Source organism: Streptomyces sp. NPDC093600, assembly GCF_044764755.1.
Lineage (GTDB): Bacteria > Actinomycetota > Actinomycetes > Streptomycetales > Streptomycetaceae > Streptomyces.
This window is the reverse complement of the sequence record NZ_JBIWIU010000017.1, coordinates 26,406-41,482: the sequence shown is the minus strand read 5'-3', so window position 1 is coordinate 41,482 and position 15,077 is coordinate 26,406. Positions and strand designations below refer to the sequence as shown.

Genomic DNA, 15,077 nt, shown 5'->3' with positions numbered 1-15,077 from the left:
GTCACGGGGGGATCTATGGGAATCGGCGATCGCGGATCGGCTCCGTTTCGTTTCGAGGTAATCAAGAAGTACCCTCCACGAGGGCCTTTGCATCAGTACCGGCTCGCTGCAGCAACGACATTCACTTGCTCCCGATGCGGGAGAGATAAGAGATCTAAACTCGTGGTCTCCATTCACGACGAATGGGGCCTCCTCTTGTGTAACGGCTGCTATGGGCGGTTGCTCTCGATCTGGGAAATTAAGGCCGGGGATCTTGAAGATTCAGATCGCCACGCCGAGTTGATTCGCCTACTGGTTGGGTTGTCTGGCGAGGCAGATGTTGAGCAGGCACGTACTGTTCTTCTTGCTCGCGATTCTCGATCCACCCTGCTTTCGGCGCCCGCACTCACAATGCTGGCAACGGCGGAGGCTGTCGCGGATGGGTTCGCAGTGAAAATGGCCACCGAGCTCGACTGGTCAGCTGCGATCATCGGCCTGTGCAAGGCCGTCGAGTTGGAGGCTCTCCGCCTGATCTGCGATCCTCTGCGCCATGCAGTGTCCGACCTGGACCTGGCGACCGACCTTGCTGACAGGGACTTTCGCCGGATGGCACAGTTCTGCAAGAGAGGGAAGCCAATTGAACTTGGAACCCTCGCCCACTTCATGGAAGCCACGACTAGGTCGCAGAATACTAGGACCAGTCCGCTTGCATCCGCGCTTCGGTCTCTCGCTCTTCAGTGGCCCCGATCCGATTGGCTGTTCGAAGCGGACGGCTTTGTAGCCAAAGTGCGGACGCTGACCAAAAATTACAGAAACCCAGCAGCGCATACGGCGTTGCTTTCCCATGCCGAATACCGCTCCTGCGTTGAAGTCGTTCAGGGGAGGGACGGCCTCTTGTGGAAGATGCTTACTTCCGTTGACCCGACACGACGCTAAATCTATATTCTCTCAATGCCTAAGGTCACGGTTGTGTCCTCTGGCTGACGTCGGCGGCATAGGCGGCCCAGTCTCCGGCTGATGCTTGCTGCCACTGGACGGCGACTTTGATGTGGACGCCGAGCATGCGGGCGAGGATCGCTGCGGGGACTTCGGTGGCGAGGGTGAACAGTGCGGTGGAGCGGTCCTGCTTGGGCCGGATCCCGATCTTGTGGAGGCGCTGGCCGATCCGGTCGTCGCCGAGGGGGCGTCCTGGCTGGCCTCCGGGGAAAAGCCAGGGAGCGTCCTCCGAGGTGCCGATCTTGGCCTTGCCGCGGCGGGTCCCGACGAGCTCGCGGACCAGGGCGGCCAGCGGCGCGGGGAGGACGACCGGCGAGGTGCCGAACGTGATGGAGACGGTGTCGCCGTCGAAGTGGACGTCGTCGACGGTGAGTTGGCTGATGGTGGCGATCTTCTGTGCGTAGAGGATCAACAGCAGTCCCGCGACGCGGTCCGGAGTCGGCAGGCTGTCGTCGTTGAGGAGGCGGCGGGCGTCGGCCCAACGTTTCTCGCTATCGATGGTGCTGAGCGGGCCGGTCCAGCGGACGGTGCCGTAGGTCAGGTCATGGGCATGCCGGTGCTGTACCGACCAGCGGACGAAGTGGCCTGTCTCGTCGCGGTAGCTGACCGTGGGGTCGGCCATCCAGCGTTCCAGGTCTGCCTGGGTGCAGGTCCCCAGTGTGAGCCCTTCGCCGCCGAGCCAGTTGAGGAAGTTGTCCGCTGCGGTGACGTGGCAGCGCACGTTCAGGTCTTGGAGCCGGGTGGTGTGGTCATCGCCGAGGCGGCGTCGGAGCCGGCGCATGTGGTGCCAGACCGCGTAGCCGTGCAGGATCCGGCGCTCTGCGAGGTCGGTGCGGGCCTGGACGGTCGCGGTGATCCATTTCTCTAGGGTGACGAGCCGCTCATCGCGCGGTGGCAGGGCGCCGGTCGCGACCAGGACACTGCGCAGGTGGGCCAGCACCTTGCCCGGGGCAGCTCGTCGAGGACCGCGTGCGTGACGGGCCGCTCGTCGCGGCCTATACGCTCCAGGAGTTCTCGGGCTTTCGAGCGGGCGATCCAGGCCGTGGCGACGTCCGGTCGCTCGGCACTGGTCAATGCCTCGTGGAACGGGGTGAGTTCGGGGCGGATGGCCCCCGTGGCGTCGCCGAGGAGGTCGCGTACTTGCTGGTCGAGCACGCATCGCTGGCAGGGGCGGGTGCTGAGCTGCCAGGTAATGGTGCAGACCGGACAGCGGCCCCAGAAGTTTGGGTCGGGGTTGGTGCACTTCGCGCACAACGGCGCCTCCCAGGTGCCGCTGCGGGCCTGGGCGACGGTGCCGCAGCCGCTACAGGCCACCCATCGCTGCTGGCAGCGGTCGCGCCAGGGCTGGCCGGTGGCCCGGGACATGTCGCAGAGCGCCGTCCGCCCGCAGATGCCGCACTCCGCGGTGATCCTCGGTCGGCAGTTCTGGCAGCGCGGGCCATCAGGCAGCCGGTTCGCGACGGGCTTGCGACGGCCGCAGCCGACGCACTCCCCCAGGTTCGCGGGCTGTCGGATCATGCAGTTCGGACACAGCGGCCGACCCTCGGCGTCGCGAGCGGCGGGCTCACGCACGGCGCCGCAGCCGAAGCAGGGGACGGCCGCGTGGTGCGCGAAGCAGGCCCGGCAGATCCTCTTGCCGTCCAGCAGCTTGGACAGCGCCTTCACTCCCTGGCAGCGTGGGCAGGCCGGTCGGACGACCTTGGTCGCCCCGGCCTTGACGAGTTCGTCGATGAACGCAGGACGGCCGGGGTGGGTGCTTCGTAACCGGCGCTGGTCAGCAGCGCGAGACGGGCGACGACGGCCCAAGCCAGGCGGCGCTGGCCGGTGGGCCGGACGGTGGCTCGCCCGAGCGCGGCCAGGACCACGTCGTCGTTGAGGGCGGGATCGAGGCTCGTGACGAGTTCGGTGAGTTCCTGCAGCGGATCGCCCTCGGTGTCCGGGCAGTTCGCGCAGCGGGGCTCGCCGTGACGGTCCCGGCTGACGACGCGTCGCTCTTCATGGCATCCCGCGCAGACGGCTGGCTTGTCGAAGCAGGGAGAACATCCCCACCGTCCTCCGGTGCTGCTGCCGACGTAGCGGCATGCACGGCCGCATTCGCCGCAGCGGGGCAGTGCGACGTTCTGGGCACCGGCCTCGTGCAGGGCCATCAGCAATTTCGCGACGCAGTAGGGCGCCGGTGCCGCCCGGTCCGCAACAGTGACGGGTCGTCGTGCAGTGCCTGGGCGAGGCTGCGGCGACCGGCTCGTGCACGTACCACCGTGCAGACAATGTCACGGACCTGGGCGCCGTCCAGGTGCTTTTCGACGTTGCCGACGAGCCGCACCACCAGCCAGCCCACTTGTAGAACCCTGACAGGATGCCGATGTTCTGGTTCCACGTAGACGCCGCGAAGCGGTGCTTGGCCGGGCCTCGCGCTCGGTACACGGAGTAGCTCCCGAGCGCCGCCTTCAGGCGCGCGCGGGTGTCGAACAAGGACACGCCGTACTCCGATATGAACTCCAGCCACTCCCGCACCGTACGGACGTAGTACGGCCACGACTTCGCGGCCGGAACCCCGTTGATCGGCAGCTCACAGACCCAACGGTTGATCACGACGACTGGGCGGCCGCCGTTACCGTCCTCGAAGAGCAAGTCGTCGTCGAACAGCAAGGGCATGCCCTCGGGGATCGGCGGCTTGAACTCGAGACCCCAGGATTCCCACTCCGCCGAGGAGTAGATCGCTTGATGCATGGCCGATGCCTATCAACGCAACCCGGCTCACTGCAAAGCGCAAAGAAGCAGGTCACGGGTATCGCTGAGTCGATAGCAACACTGTCGTTAAGCCGGAACAAGCAGGTAGTACGCCCATAAGGTGTTCATCAGCGCGAGGCCGAAGGACAGCACGGCCAGGGCCGGATCACCGTGCGGATCGTCGGCTGCCCGATCACGTAGCGCACGCCGGCGGCGATGTCCCGGATGAGGCCGCGCTGCTTCTCGGCTCCGACGCGGGGGCGTGAGGCTCGGGCGCGCGGATGCGCCAGACCAGACAGGCGGAGGCGAGGAAGGAGGCGGCGTCGACGAGGAGTGACCGGGCGGCGCCGACGGCGCCCACGAACGCGGCTCCGACGTTGCTGCCCGCGCTGTCGGCCACCGAGGAAGCCGCACCCAGACGGGAGTTGGCGTCGTGCAGCAGCTGCGGGGCGACGACTGCCGACAGGAGACTGATCGCCGCGGCGTCACGGACCACCTTCGCCGTGCCGACCGCGAGCGTCACCCCGTACAGCTGGCCGATGGTGAGTACCCCGGCCAGAGCGGCGGCCGGGATCGTGGTGAGCGCCGCGGCGGCCACCAGGTCCGAGACGAGGAGCTGGAAACGCTTGGCGTGCCGGTCCGACAAGGCCCCGGCCCACAGCGCGAGCGTGCTGGGAAGCTGGCCGAGGAATGCGAGTGTCGCCACCTGGCCGACGGTGGCGCGCAGTTCCAGGACCGCGAGCGCGGGCAGGGCGACGGCGCTCACCCCCGACCCGGCCAGGGCCACGGCCTCGCTGCCGAGCAGGTATCGGTAGGCCGGGATCGCCCAGGCGGTCGTCTTACGGGTCCCGGCGGTGACCGTCATCGGGGTTCATCCCCGACGGCCAGCTCGGGGGCGATCACGTTGGCGTACCGGTGCCCGGCGGCGAAGAAGCGGAGGATCTCGCGGGTGAAAGGGTGGCAGTCGTCGGGCGGGCTGGCGGGATCGACCCAGACGAGCTCGCTGTGGGTGTCCGGCTCCCTGTTGTACGGCTCGCCCTCCCACTCCTTGGCCAGGAAGACGACGCCGGTCACCCGTTCCCCGTCCGCGGCGTGAAGGTGGACCAGCTGGCAGAATTCGAGACGGCCCGGGGTGATGAGGATGCCAGTCTCCTCAGCGAGCTCGCGTGCGGCGCCCTCGTCGAAGAACTCGTCGGCTTCGAGCCGGCCGCCGACGACGGTGAGCAGCCCGGGGGAGTGCCACGACCGCGGCTGGTGCCGGACGGTGAGAACCCGGCCGTCGGCTGGGTGGCGCAGCAGGACCATGACGTGCGTGATGCTGCGATGGACGTGGCTCACGGCCGGTCCTCCTTCATGAGCCGCTCCAGGGTCCGCCGGCCTCTAGCGGTGACCTCGGGATGGCCGTTGTCCGGGCCCCAGGCCAGGCAGTTGACCGCGTCCAGCGCGGTCAGGCAGCGCAGTGCGTGCCGTTCAGCGCCGGTGAGGTCGCGCCCGTACGCCTGGAGGAATGCTCTCTCGCGGTCCGGGTGGTCGAGCCACTCGGTGACGGCGAGGATGACGAGGTCCTGCACGCGGGCGGCCGGGCGGGTGCGCTCGAAGTCGACGAGCGCGAGCCCCGCCTCGGACCACAGCCAGTTCCTCGGCTGGTTGTCGCCGTGGATGTAGCCGAGCGGCACCGGTCCGACGCGGCGGAGCTGAGCCGCGTAGTCGCGGACCAGCTGCTGCTCGTCCGGGGTAAGCCGGTCCCCAGCGCGGCCCAGGTACTTCTCCGCGCCATCGGCCGCGGCCGCCAGCGACGCCTCGGCTTCCGTGTGGTCACGGGGGTCGAGCGCACCGGTGTCGTGGAGCCGGGCGCACAGCATGCCGGCCTGCGCGTGCACGGCCCGCCACTCGGCGGCGGTCAGTCCCAGCCCAGGTGCCGGGCCGCCGGGCGCCACGGTGAGCAGCAACGCCAAGTCGTCCGCGCGGCTGGCGAGGAGACGGGGCGCCCGGCTGTGCCCGAGCGCCGGAACGACTCCTCGATAGGCCCGGGTCTCACGGGCGAAGAACTTCCCCGAGGGCGCGACCTTCACGTACCAGCGGGCCCCGCTCTCGCCGGTGAGCTCCCACACTCGGGAGCGGTGCCAGTCGTGCGAGGCGTCGCGCACGGTCACGACCGGCCCGGCGAACTGCTCCGCCCAGCGCTGCACGGCGATGGGCAGGGATTTCGTCTGCCTCACGCCGTGCACCTCGCGCTCGGGTGCGACGCGTACGAGGAGCGCAAGTCACAGGTGGCGCTGGTGGCGGGGGACGGGGGCATGGGTCCTCCTTGATGTGGCCTGTCCGCCTGGCGGGGCGCGACAGGGGGGCCGGTGAGGTCGGTCAGCGGTCCTGGGAGAGTTCCAGGAGTTCGGCGAAGGTTCCGCCGCCGTGGGTGAGGTCGTCGTACCGGCCCTGTTCGGTGATCCGACCGTGCTCCATCACGATGATGTGGTCGGCGATCTTGGTGTTCTCCAGGCGATGGGTGACCACGATGGTGATGCGGTCGGCGGCGATGGCCTTGATCTGTTCGAAGATCTGGTGTTCGCCCCGGGGGTCCATCTGGGAGGTGGGCTCGTCGAGGATGAGCAGTTCGGGCCGGCGGTACAGGGCCCTGGAACACGCGATGCGCTGCCACTGACCGCCGGAGAGTTCCGTGCCGCCCCACAGGTCCCGGGCGAGGAGGGTGTCGAGACCGGCGGGGAGGTCTTCGACGGCGTCGCGCAGCCCGACCGCGTCGATGGCCTCCCACACCGGGGCGTCGTCGTGGGTACGCGGCTGGCCGAGGGTCACGTTCTCGCGCAGGCGCAGCGGCCACTGCCCGAAGATCTGCGGCACCAGGCCGGTCAGGCGCCAGACCGAGGCCGGGTCGGCGTCGGCGAGGTCGGTGCCGACCCACGAGACCGTGCCCTTGTCCGCCAGGTAGATGCCGGTCAGCAGCCGGGTCAGGGTGCTCTTCCCGGAACCGTTCGCCCCGACGATCGCGAGGATCTGGCCGCGCCGCAGGGTCAGCGAGACGCCGTCGACGGCGGGCTTGTCCTTGCCCGGGTACTGGTAGACCACCTCTTCCAGACGGATCTCGTCTACCGGCGCGGCCAGACGGCAAGGACCCCGCTGGGGCGCGCGGTCGGCGGCCTCGTCGAGGAAGCTCTGCATGTCGCCGAGGTACAGGCTGGTGTGGAAGACCGCGGCGCCGCCGGTGACGACCTGGGTCAAGGCGGCGAGCATGGTCTGCACCGCGATCACGGCCGTCGCGGCGACCGCCAGCCACGCCAGTGCACCCCACGTCGCCGCCAGGCAGATGCCGCCGGCGAGCGCGGACAACAGAGCGATCCGCAGGGTTCGTGGCGCGGCGGCCAGGGTGCGCCGATCGCACCGGTCCGACAGAGCCCGGTACCAGTAGACGAGATAGTTGACCATGGAGTTCGCGCGGACCTCGTCGCTGTACTTGGACTCGGTGGCCCACCAGCGCATCATCCCGCGTACGTTGCGATCTGCGATGTTGCCGTAGTGGATCTCGTAGTCCACCCGCGCGCTCAGCACGGCCCCGACACCGGCCGGCAGCACGGCGAGCAGCAGCAGCGGCAGCATCAGAGGGTTCAGCACGGACAGCACGCCACCGGCGGTGACCATGCGGATCACCGCCGACACGAACTGCTGCGCGTCGGCCACCATCACGTGGGTGCGCATCACCCCCATCTCGGCCGCCTCACGCCGGTCGGAGAAACCGTCCTCCGCGTACGCAGCCGCCTCCACTCGGCACACCGCCTCGACCAGCGCCGAATCCATCTCCGTCGTCAACCGCGGCGTGATCCGCCGCCCCGCGTACGAAGCCACCGCTCTCGCTGTCCGAGCCACGGCGGCGGCGACCGTCACCACGAGCAGCGCCGGCAGGGCACCCCGCAGGCGGTCTCCGGCGGACCCGGCTCCGAGCACGGGTTCCATGGCGCGGGCGGTGGCCGTCAGCAGCACGGCGGCCGAGACGCCAGTGACCAGCTGGCAGCCGAGAAGCAGCTGCACGGCCCCCCGGTCGATTCGCCAGGACAGCCGCGCGATCCGGCCCAGGACGGCGGGGACCTGCGCGCACATCCGCCGGAAGGACACCTCGGCGAGGGGGTTGATGGAGTACTGCCCGGTGTAGGTGATCTCCGCCGGCGGCGGAGGAGGCGGTGTGGTCTTGTGCTGATCGTTCACGGGAGTCGAGGTCAACGGCGGTTCCTCCTGGACGGTCGCGTTGGGCGGTCGGGTAGCTCAACGACCGCGCCGGGATATCGAACTGGTGTCTTTCGGTCTCAGCGGGATCCCCGAGATTCGGCGCGTGTCGGAGCATGGCGGATGCATCGACCCGGGTCTTCCAACGGCGCTGACGGACAAGGAGGTTGGCCGAATCGCCGAGGGCGACACCCTTTAGAGATGATCTCAATTGGCGTTGTGCGGCGGCCGTGGCCGCCAGGCTGGGCCCACTGGATGAGTCCGGTGGCCCCAGCCGGATGTGGTCAGCGAGGGTCGTTCAGGCGGCTGCTGATCTGTTCGTGGAGTTCGTGCGGCAGGTGGATGGACCAGCGGTCGGCGGCCTCGGCGGCCAGGTCACGGCTCCAGCGCCAGCTGTTGTGTGCCGCCGTGCGCACGTCCTGGTCGCGAGCGGTAGCCGTTGTGGATGCGTAGCGATGGCGGTCAGTGTCCGGCAGGTCCTGTTCGAGCGCGCGGCTGGGGGTGAGCCAGTGGGCTGTGCTGTTGCGCAACAGGCGGCAGAGCTGGAGTTGCTGGGGCGCGATGACGGTGTGCAGCAGGGCGTGGGCGCGGGCGATCTCGCCGCGGGCCAGGACGTGGGCGAGCATGAGCGTCCAGTTGGTCAGCTCGTCGGTGAGCTGCTGGGCGGTGGTCACAGGCTCGGGCGGCTGGAAGGTGGCCAGCTGCCGGGCCGCCTGGGTGAGCCTGCCGGTGCGGTCGAGCAGGACGGCGTCGTCGGGGCGGGGCAGGTGCACCATCCCTTGCCAGGTGGGGACTTCGTCGATGCCGGGACCGGCCGGGGTGAGGTGGAACTCGCCGCGCATCAGGTCGTCGAAGACGACGGCGAGGATGCCGTACATGTTGGTGTAGGAGAGCTGGAGCGGTGCGAGCTGTGCCAGGAAGCCGGGGCCGTCGAAGTCGGCGAGGTGGTCTTCCTGGATGTAGAGGTATGCCTCGATGTCGGAATGTGCGTCGGCCTCGCCCATGGTCCACGAGCCGTAGAGCAGTACGCCCTCCAGCCGGGTGTCGGCGTGGGCGAGCTGTCGCAGGCGTGCGATGCGGTCGTCCAGGGTGGAACGGGCAGAGTGAACGGACATGGTGTGGTCGTGTCTCCTGAGGTGAGCGTGCGGGCACGCTGACGGGGCCCGGCACCTGCCGGGCGGATGCCTGTGGACCGTCGCGGCCCGCTCAGGAGAAATTGCCCATGATCGAGATCATAGGGGAATGGCTCAGCCGCCGAGTCGGCGGCAGCAGATCAGGGTGGCCGCGATACCGGCGAAGGCCAGGAAATGCTCGGCCTTGCGCTCGTAGCGGCGGTGCAGGCGGCGGTACCCAGACAGCCACGCCACCGTTCGCTCCACGGTCCACCGGTGGCGGCCCAGCTTCTGGGAGGACTCGATGTTTCTGCGGGCGAGGCGTGGGGTGATGTTTCGCGAGCGGAGCCATTTCCGCAGGTGGTCGTAGTCGTAGCCCTTGTCTCCATGGAGCTTGGCGGGCCGCCGTCGGCGGGGCCCGCGCCGGGAACGGATGGGAGGTATGCCCCGTACCAGGGGTTCAAGTCCCTGGCTGTCGTGCGTGTTCGCCGCGGAGATACCGATCGAGAGCGGCAGACCGGTCCGCTCGGTGATCAAGTGGATCTTTGAACCCTTCTTACCGCGATCTACGGGATTCGGACCCGTCAAGTCCCCCCTTTCATCGCGCGCATGTTCACCGAGTCGATGGCGCACCGCGACCAGTCCAGCTCGCCTCTGGCGCCGAGCTCGTCCAGGACCAGGCGGTGGAGTTTGCCCCACACACGGGCCCGGCTCCACTCGGTAAAGCGGCGGTGCGCGGTCGGCCCGGACGGGCCGAAGCCCGGCGGCAGCTGCCGCCATGTGCAGCCTGTCGTGGCCACGAACACTATGGCCGCCAGCACCTGCCGGTCCCCATACCGACGTCGGCCCCCGCCCTGCGGCCTCACCGGAGCGGCCGGCACCACCTGCTGGAACAACTCCCACAACGCGTCCGGCACCAGACGTTCCACCATCGCCATCACGGCACCCAACCTAACGATCACGCCAGTTGAGACGACCTCTAAGGGCTGTCCCGCAAAGATCGGCTGGTGCGCCCGGCCTCAAGGGCGCGGAGCCGGGGCGGCATGATGTCCCCTGTGATGAACAGTGCAGACCTGCAGCCTGCCCGGATGCCGGGTTACGACGGTGGCCCCCTCACGTACCACGCCGGGCTTCTGGACGAGCCGCTCTTCTGGCTGGGGCACCTCTACGCGTGTATCCAGAGCGAGGAAGCCGAGGATCTGCTGTTCGGCGCGGACTATGACGCGGCCGGCGACTTCCAGCGGCGACTGTGGGAACGGGCCGATTGGCCAGCATTCACGGTTCCGCTCGCTGCTGATCACCGTCTCCACGTGGTCTACCGCACTGTCGCGGACGACACCGGAACCGACTACCTCCTCCACCACCCCGACTGGGACCAGGCCGAAGTCCTCGCCCAGGATGACGGGCACTTCATGGGTCCGGGCCTGTCCTGGCCCGAACTCGTGGCAGCGGCGGACAACGCGCTGCCCGGCGGCAGCACCACCGATCCCCACTCCCGCCTGTTGCTCCTGCTGCCTGCGTTCGGCGACGATGTAGTGCCCGACGATGCTGTTGGCCGCCTGGCGGGTGCGCTACGCGCCCGCACGAGCGTGGAAGACCCCGCGGCGCTCGCCTCTGCTCTCCTGGAGGACCAAGGGGCCCCCGGTCCCGCGCGCTGGACGATAGCCGTGCACGGTTTCTCTGTGAACGATGGCGAGTACTCCTACCGCAACCCCACCAACCTCTTCGCCCTGCCCGCCGATCGCCTGGCTCGGGTGGCCACCGCGCTGGCGCCTTGACGCACACACCAATTTCCAACGGCGCAGGGCGGAGTTTGGAACCATCCAGCCGTGACTGCTGTGATCACGGTTACGCAGCCGGCGTGGATAAATCCGTTCACCGGGCTGAGCCCACGTTGTTTCAGCAAGTTGGTGTCGCTGCTGCGGCGTGATGGGGCGGACGCAGTTCGCAGGAGCCGACCGTGGAGTCTGCCGCTGGAGGACCGGGTCCTGCTGGTCACGGCGTACTGGCGCACGAACCTCACGATGCGCCAGCTCGCCCTGCTGTTCGGCGTCTCGAAATCCGCAGCGGACCGCATCATCGACCACCTCGGGCCCGATGCTCGCGCTCCAGCCCCGCAAACGCTTCGCCAAGAACACCGTGCTCATCGTGGATGGCACCCTGGTCCCCACCCGGGACCACACCATCGCCGAGCGGTCGAAAAGCTACCGGTACTCCACCAACCACCAGGTCGTCATCGACGCCGACACCCGCCTGGTCGTCGTGGTCGGCCGGCCCCTCGCCGGGAACCGCAACGACTGCAAGGCGTGGGAGGAGTCCGGCGCCAAGGCCGCCGTCGGCAATACCCTCACGATCGCCGACGGCGGCTACCCGGGCACCGGACTCGTCATCCCGCACCGCCGCGAGCGGGGCCAGAGCGAACTGCCAGACTGGAAGGAGGAACACAACAAGTCCCACAAGCAGGTCCGCGCCCGCGTCGAGCACGTCTTCGCCCGCATGAAGACCTGGAAGATCCTCCGCGACTGCCGCCTCAAAGGCGACGGCGTCCACCACGCCATGCTCGGCATCGCCCGGATGCACAACCTCGCCCTCGCCGGATAGGCAAGCAGGTCGCACAGTGGCCCACCATGCCTGAGGTAACGAGGAGATCATTTACGGGACAGCCCTTAGGCGCCTGCGTGATGGAGTAACTGCCGGCTTTCCGGGCCAGATGGCGACCCCCGGGACTCTACGAACTCTCGTCGACGTAATCATTCTCGGCTGCGCGGAGATGCATTCGCCCATAGCAGACACGAGAGTTCGGGTTACGACTGGAACCTCCGATGAATGCATGTCAATCTTCAACGTGCCGTGACGATGTCAACGGGTGGCGTATACGAGGGGGGTGATGGGTCGAGCGCAACATAGCCGATGATCGCCGGTTAGCCTAAACGGCGATCCTGGGGACCATTGAGATGTTCGTACGCGACTGCGCTTGGCGGTGGAGTCATCGCGAATGAAGCTGCACGCGCCTCATCTTCCTTAGTCCCCACGGAGAGCACGCCATGTCCTTGCCTACGCGATCGCCACTCGCTCCTCGGGCGGAATCCGCCCCCACGAGCGAAGTGCATGCACCGTTCCTCAACGTCAAAGATGCCGCCGCATACCTTGGAGTTTCACCGCACACGCTTTATGTCTGGCGGCACCGACGGCAGGGGCCGCCGAGCTTCCGTATGGGCCCTCGCGGGCGCGTCATGTACCGGTGGACAGCCCTTGACGCCTGGATCCATGAGCAGGAACGCGCGGACTCCCGCTCCAACCCTGCCTTGAACCCGTTGAACGCTCATCCGCAGAGACGGGTGGGCTCCAGCGCATGATGCCTCGGAGCCGTTGAATGCTGCTTATATCCTTCTGAAAGGGGCTGGATTGGCCGGATATATCGAGGATCGTTGGCTCAAGAAGAAGAAGGATCCGATCACCGGGAGGAGGGAGAAGACTGCTCGCTACGGCAAGGGAAAGCGGTATAAGGTCGCCGGCATACCTGGAGTGCGAGACCGATCCTTTGATGTGCTGGAGGATGCCAAGGCGTGGCTTCGTCGGGCGGCCACGGACGAGGAGCGAGGCGATTTCGTTGACCCGCGCGACGGGTCCATCACGCTGGCCGACTACATCGCGACGCACTGGGCACCAGGGCGAGGCGGTGCTCCGAAAACCCAGGATAGTCAGGAGCGTAGGTGGCGTCTCCATATCGTCCCGCACCTGGGCCAGCTTCCGCTCAGGAGCATCGCCGCAACGGATCTGCGCGCGTTCGTAACCAAACTGGAGTCTACAGTTTCGTCCGTCGACTACCAGCGCGGCATCCTGTCCGAGCTTTCCTCCATCCTGGAAGCGGCCGTCGACGACAAGCGCCTCGCGCGTAACCCTATGCACGCGAAATCCGTGCGGTGGCCCAAGTCGCCACGGGAGCGGCGCGACGCGTGGCCGATGGACACGGCACTGCGAGTCCGCGATGCCATCAGCGAGCGGAACAGGATCGCCGTCGTAGTCGGCCTGGGGTGCGGACTCCGCCAGGGGGAGGTCTTCGGGCTCAGTCCCGAGGACATCGACTATGGGCGCGGCCTGCTGCACGTTCGGCGCCAAGTACAGGCGATTCACGGAAGGTTGTACTTCGCCTTGCCGAAGGGGAAGAAGATCCGCACGGTGGATCTGCCCCCTTCGGTAGCCGAGGAACTCAAGCGTCACATCGAAGCGTTCCCGCCGGTAGAAGTGGAGCTGCCGTGGGGGAAGCCGGAGGGGGAGAGGAAGAAGTTCTCCCTGCTGCTCACCACGCGCTTCGGCAACGCTGTCGCGGTGAACACATGGAACACCTACACCTGGAAGCCTGCCTTGGCCAAGGCGGGCGTCATCCCGCCGCGGGCCGAGGGGGCGAAAGCCTGGCAGTGGGCGGCGGCCCCGAGGGACGGCTTCCATGTGCTTCGGCACACCTACGCCTCGATCATGTTGGAAGCCGGAGAGTCCGTCGTGACCCTGGCTCGGTGGCTCGGACACTCCTCGCCTGCGATCACTCTCGGTTACTATGCTCACTTCATGCCGGAGGCCGGCAGCAAGGGGCGCGGCACCATCGACGGTCTGCTTGGGGAGCGCGGGGGATCAGCTTGCTAGCCGAAACTCCCCAGATTCTCCCCATCGCTGTTGACTCGTGTTCCCGGCCTCTACGCTCCGGAGAAGCCTTCCATGGATTGCAAGGTTGAAGAGTTAGGTGGCCTGGGAAAGTGTTGGAAGAGGTCGTAGCGACCCGCTATGTCACGCCCTTGCGTGAGGGCGGCTCGCTCCCCGGGATCGTCGAGGCCGACGATCTCGGTACGTACGTCATGAAGTTCACCGGCGCCGGGCAGGGACGCAAGACCCTCGTGGCCGAGGTCATCTGCGGGCAGCTGGCCCGTCGGCTCGGGCTGCGGGTGCCCGAGCTCGTCACCATCCAGCTCGACCCCGTCATCGGCCTCTCCGAGCCCGACCAGGAGGTCCAGGAGCTGCTCAAGGCGAGCGGTGGCCTCAATCTCGGGATGGACTACCTCCCCGGCTCCCTCGGCTTCGACCCGCTGGCGTACGAGGTGGACCCGAGGGAGGCGGGGAAGGCCGTCTGGTTCGACGCCGTGATCAACAACGTCGACCGGTCCTGGCGGAACCCCAACATGCTCGTCTGGCACGGCGACGTATGGCTGATCGACCACGGTGCGACCATGATCTGGCACCACAACTGGCCCGGCGCCGAGGCGTCCGCCGCCAAGCCGTACGACGCGTCCGACCACGTGCTCGCGCCGTACGGCCCCGATGTCGTCTCCGCCGCCGCCGAACTCGCGCCGCTGGTCACCCGTGAGCTCCTCGACGAGGTCGCCGCCGACGTGCCCGACGAGTGGCTGGTCGACGAGCCCGGCTTCGACACGACCGACGCGGTGCGCCGCGCCTACGCGGAGGCGCTGCTCGCGCGCGCCGCGACCATCCACGAGCGGATCACCCTCGGGCCGCCCACCCGGCGCAAGCCCTCGCAGGCGCCCGGCTGGCTCGCCGACCGCCTCCCCCCTCGGCCGCACCCCACCCAGAAGGACCGCACCACGTGACCGACCGCGATGTCTTCGAGTACGCCGTGCTGCGCGTGGTGCCCCGTGTCGAGCGTGGCGAGTTCCTCAACGCGGGCGTGGTGGTCTACTGCCGTGCCAAGTCGTTCGTCGCCGCGCGTACGCACCTCGACGAGAACAAGCTGCTCGCGCTCGACCCGGATGCCGACGTCGTCGGTGTGCGGGCGGCGCTGCACGGGGTCGAAGGGGTGTGCCTGGGCGGCGACGACGCGGGTCAGGCGGCGCGCGACGACGCCGGGCGCCGCTTCCGCTGGCTGATCGCGCCGCGCTCGACGGTGGTACAGCCCGGCCCCGTGCACACCGGCCTGACCGCCGATCCCGAAGCCGAGGTCGAAAGGCTGCTCGATCTCCTCGTGCGCTGAGCGACGGCGTGGAACGGTGGAGTGAGCGGGTGCACCCGGTGGGCCGTTGACAC

Annotated in this window: 15 protein-coding genes and 1 pseudogene; 7 read left to right on the top strand and 9 right to left on the bottom strand. The window is 68.2% G+C overall.

What is annotated here, in order from left to right:
* Positions 1–162 precede the first annotated feature (162 nt).
* Positions 163–915, top strand: a complete 753-nt coding sequence (locus tag ACIRB4_RS29515; protein ID WP_403295429.1) for a hypothetical protein — start codon at positions 163–165, stop codon at positions 913–915.
* A 25-nt stretch (positions 916–940) separates the two neighbouring features.
* Here the strand turns inward: ACIRB4_RS29515 and ACIRB4_RS29510 are convergent, their stop codons facing one another.
* The 9 genes from ACIRB4_RS29510 to ACIRB4_RS29470 all read right to left on the bottom strand — a co-directional run bounded on the left by ACIRB4_RS29510 (position 941) and on the right by ACIRB4_RS29470 (position 9,979).
* Positions 941–1,915, bottom strand: coding sequence for a hypothetical protein (locus tag ACIRB4_RS29510; RefSeq protein WP_403295428.1), 975 nt, complete (start codon positions 1,913–1,915; stop codon positions 941–943).
* Entirely contained in the window at positions 1,840–2,640 is an 801-nt protein-coding gene (locus ACIRB4_RS29505; protein WP_403295426.1) for a hypothetical protein, read from the bottom strand. Before ACIRB4_RS29505 ends, ACIRB4_RS29510 begins: the two co-directional genes overlap by 76 nt.
* On the bottom strand, positions 2,637–3,122 hold the full coding sequence (locus tag ACIRB4_RS29500; RefSeq protein WP_403295425.1) for a hypothetical protein: 486 nt from the start codon (positions 3,120–3,122) through the stop codon (positions 2,637–2,639). Before ACIRB4_RS29500 ends, ACIRB4_RS29505 begins: the two co-directional genes overlap by 4 nt.
* A gap of 776 nt (positions 3,123–3,898) precedes the next feature.
* Positions 3,899–4,570 carry an MFS transporter gene (locus ACIRB4_RS29495; protein ID WP_403295423.1) on the bottom strand — a complete coding sequence of 224 codons (672 nt, stop codon included), beginning with the start codon at positions 4,568–4,570 and terminating at the stop codon, positions 3,899–3,901.
* A complete protein-coding gene (locus tag ACIRB4_RS29490; protein ID WP_403295422.1) occupies positions 4,567–5,043 on the bottom strand; it encodes an NUDIX domain-containing protein in 477 nt (158 codons plus the stop codon). Before ACIRB4_RS29490 ends, ACIRB4_RS29495 begins: the two co-directional genes overlap by 4 nt.
* Complete coding sequence (locus tag ACIRB4_RS29485) at positions 5,040–5,924, bottom strand: phosphotransferase enzyme family protein (RefSeq protein ID WP_403295421.1); 885 nt, start codon at positions 5,922–5,924, stop codon at positions 5,040–5,042. Before ACIRB4_RS29485 ends, ACIRB4_RS29490 begins: the two co-directional genes overlap by 4 nt.
* Positions 5,925–6,066: 142 nt before the next feature.
* The gene (locus ACIRB4_RS29480; protein ID WP_403295538.1) at positions 6,067–7,812 is read right to left on the bottom strand and encodes an ATP-binding cassette domain-containing protein; all 1,746 of its coding nucleotides are present in this window, start codon (positions 7,810–7,812) and stop codon (positions 6,067–6,069) included.
* Between the two features lie 407 nt (positions 7,813–8,219).
* On the bottom strand, positions 8,220–9,050 hold the full coding sequence (locus ACIRB4_RS29475; RefSeq protein ID WP_403295420.1) for a nucleotidyltransferase domain-containing protein: 831 nt from the start codon (positions 9,048–9,050) through the stop codon (positions 8,220–8,222).
* Positions 9,051–9,182: 132 nt separating this feature from the next.
* A protein-coding gene (locus tag ACIRB4_RS29470) for an IS5 family transposase (protein ID WP_403295418.1) occupies positions 9,183–9,979 on the bottom strand; the annotation gives its coding sequence in 2 pieces (ribosomal slippage) (positions 9,183–9,646 and positions 9,646–9,979; 798 coding nt in all).
* 126 nt (positions 9,980–10,105) lie between these two features.
* Between ACIRB4_RS29470 and ACIRB4_RS29465 the strand changes: the two genes are divergently transcribed.
* From ACIRB4_RS29465 to ACIRB4_RS29440, 6 genes and pseudogenes are all read left to right on the top strand, one after another.
* Positions 10,106–10,825: a hypothetical protein gene (locus tag ACIRB4_RS29465; RefSeq protein WP_403295416.1), complete on the top strand. Its 720-nt coding sequence runs from the start codon at positions 10,106–10,108 to the stop codon at positions 10,823–10,825.
* A 51-nt stretch (positions 10,826–10,876) separates the two neighbouring features.
* Positions 10,877–11,648, top strand: a pseudogene (locus ACIRB4_RS29460) (transposase).
* Between the two features lie 443 nt (positions 11,649–12,091).
* Positions 12,092–12,403: a helix-turn-helix transcriptional regulator gene (locus ACIRB4_RS29455; protein ID WP_403295414.1), complete on the top strand. Its 312-nt coding sequence runs from the start codon at positions 12,092–12,094 to the stop codon at positions 12,401–12,403.
* A 49-nt stretch (positions 12,404–12,452) separates the two neighbouring features.
* Positions 12,453–13,688, top strand: a complete 1,236-nt coding sequence (locus tag ACIRB4_RS29450) for a tyrosine-type recombinase/integrase (RefSeq protein ID WP_403295412.1) — start codon at positions 12,453–12,455, stop codon at positions 13,686–13,688.
* Between the two features lie 110 nt (positions 13,689–13,798).
* Positions 13,799–14,644 (top strand): HipA family kinase, encoded by an 846-nt coding sequence (locus ACIRB4_RS29445; RefSeq protein ID WP_403295411.1) that lies wholly within the window; start codon positions 13,799–13,801, stop codon positions 14,642–14,644.
* Positions 14,641–15,024: a DUF3037 domain-containing protein gene (locus tag ACIRB4_RS29440; RefSeq protein ID WP_403295410.1), complete on the top strand. Its 384-nt coding sequence runs from the start codon at positions 14,641–14,643 to the stop codon at positions 15,022–15,024. The genes ACIRB4_RS29445 and ACIRB4_RS29440 overlap by 4 nt, the downstream gene beginning before the upstream one ends.
* Positions 15,025–15,077: the final 53 nt, after the last annotated feature.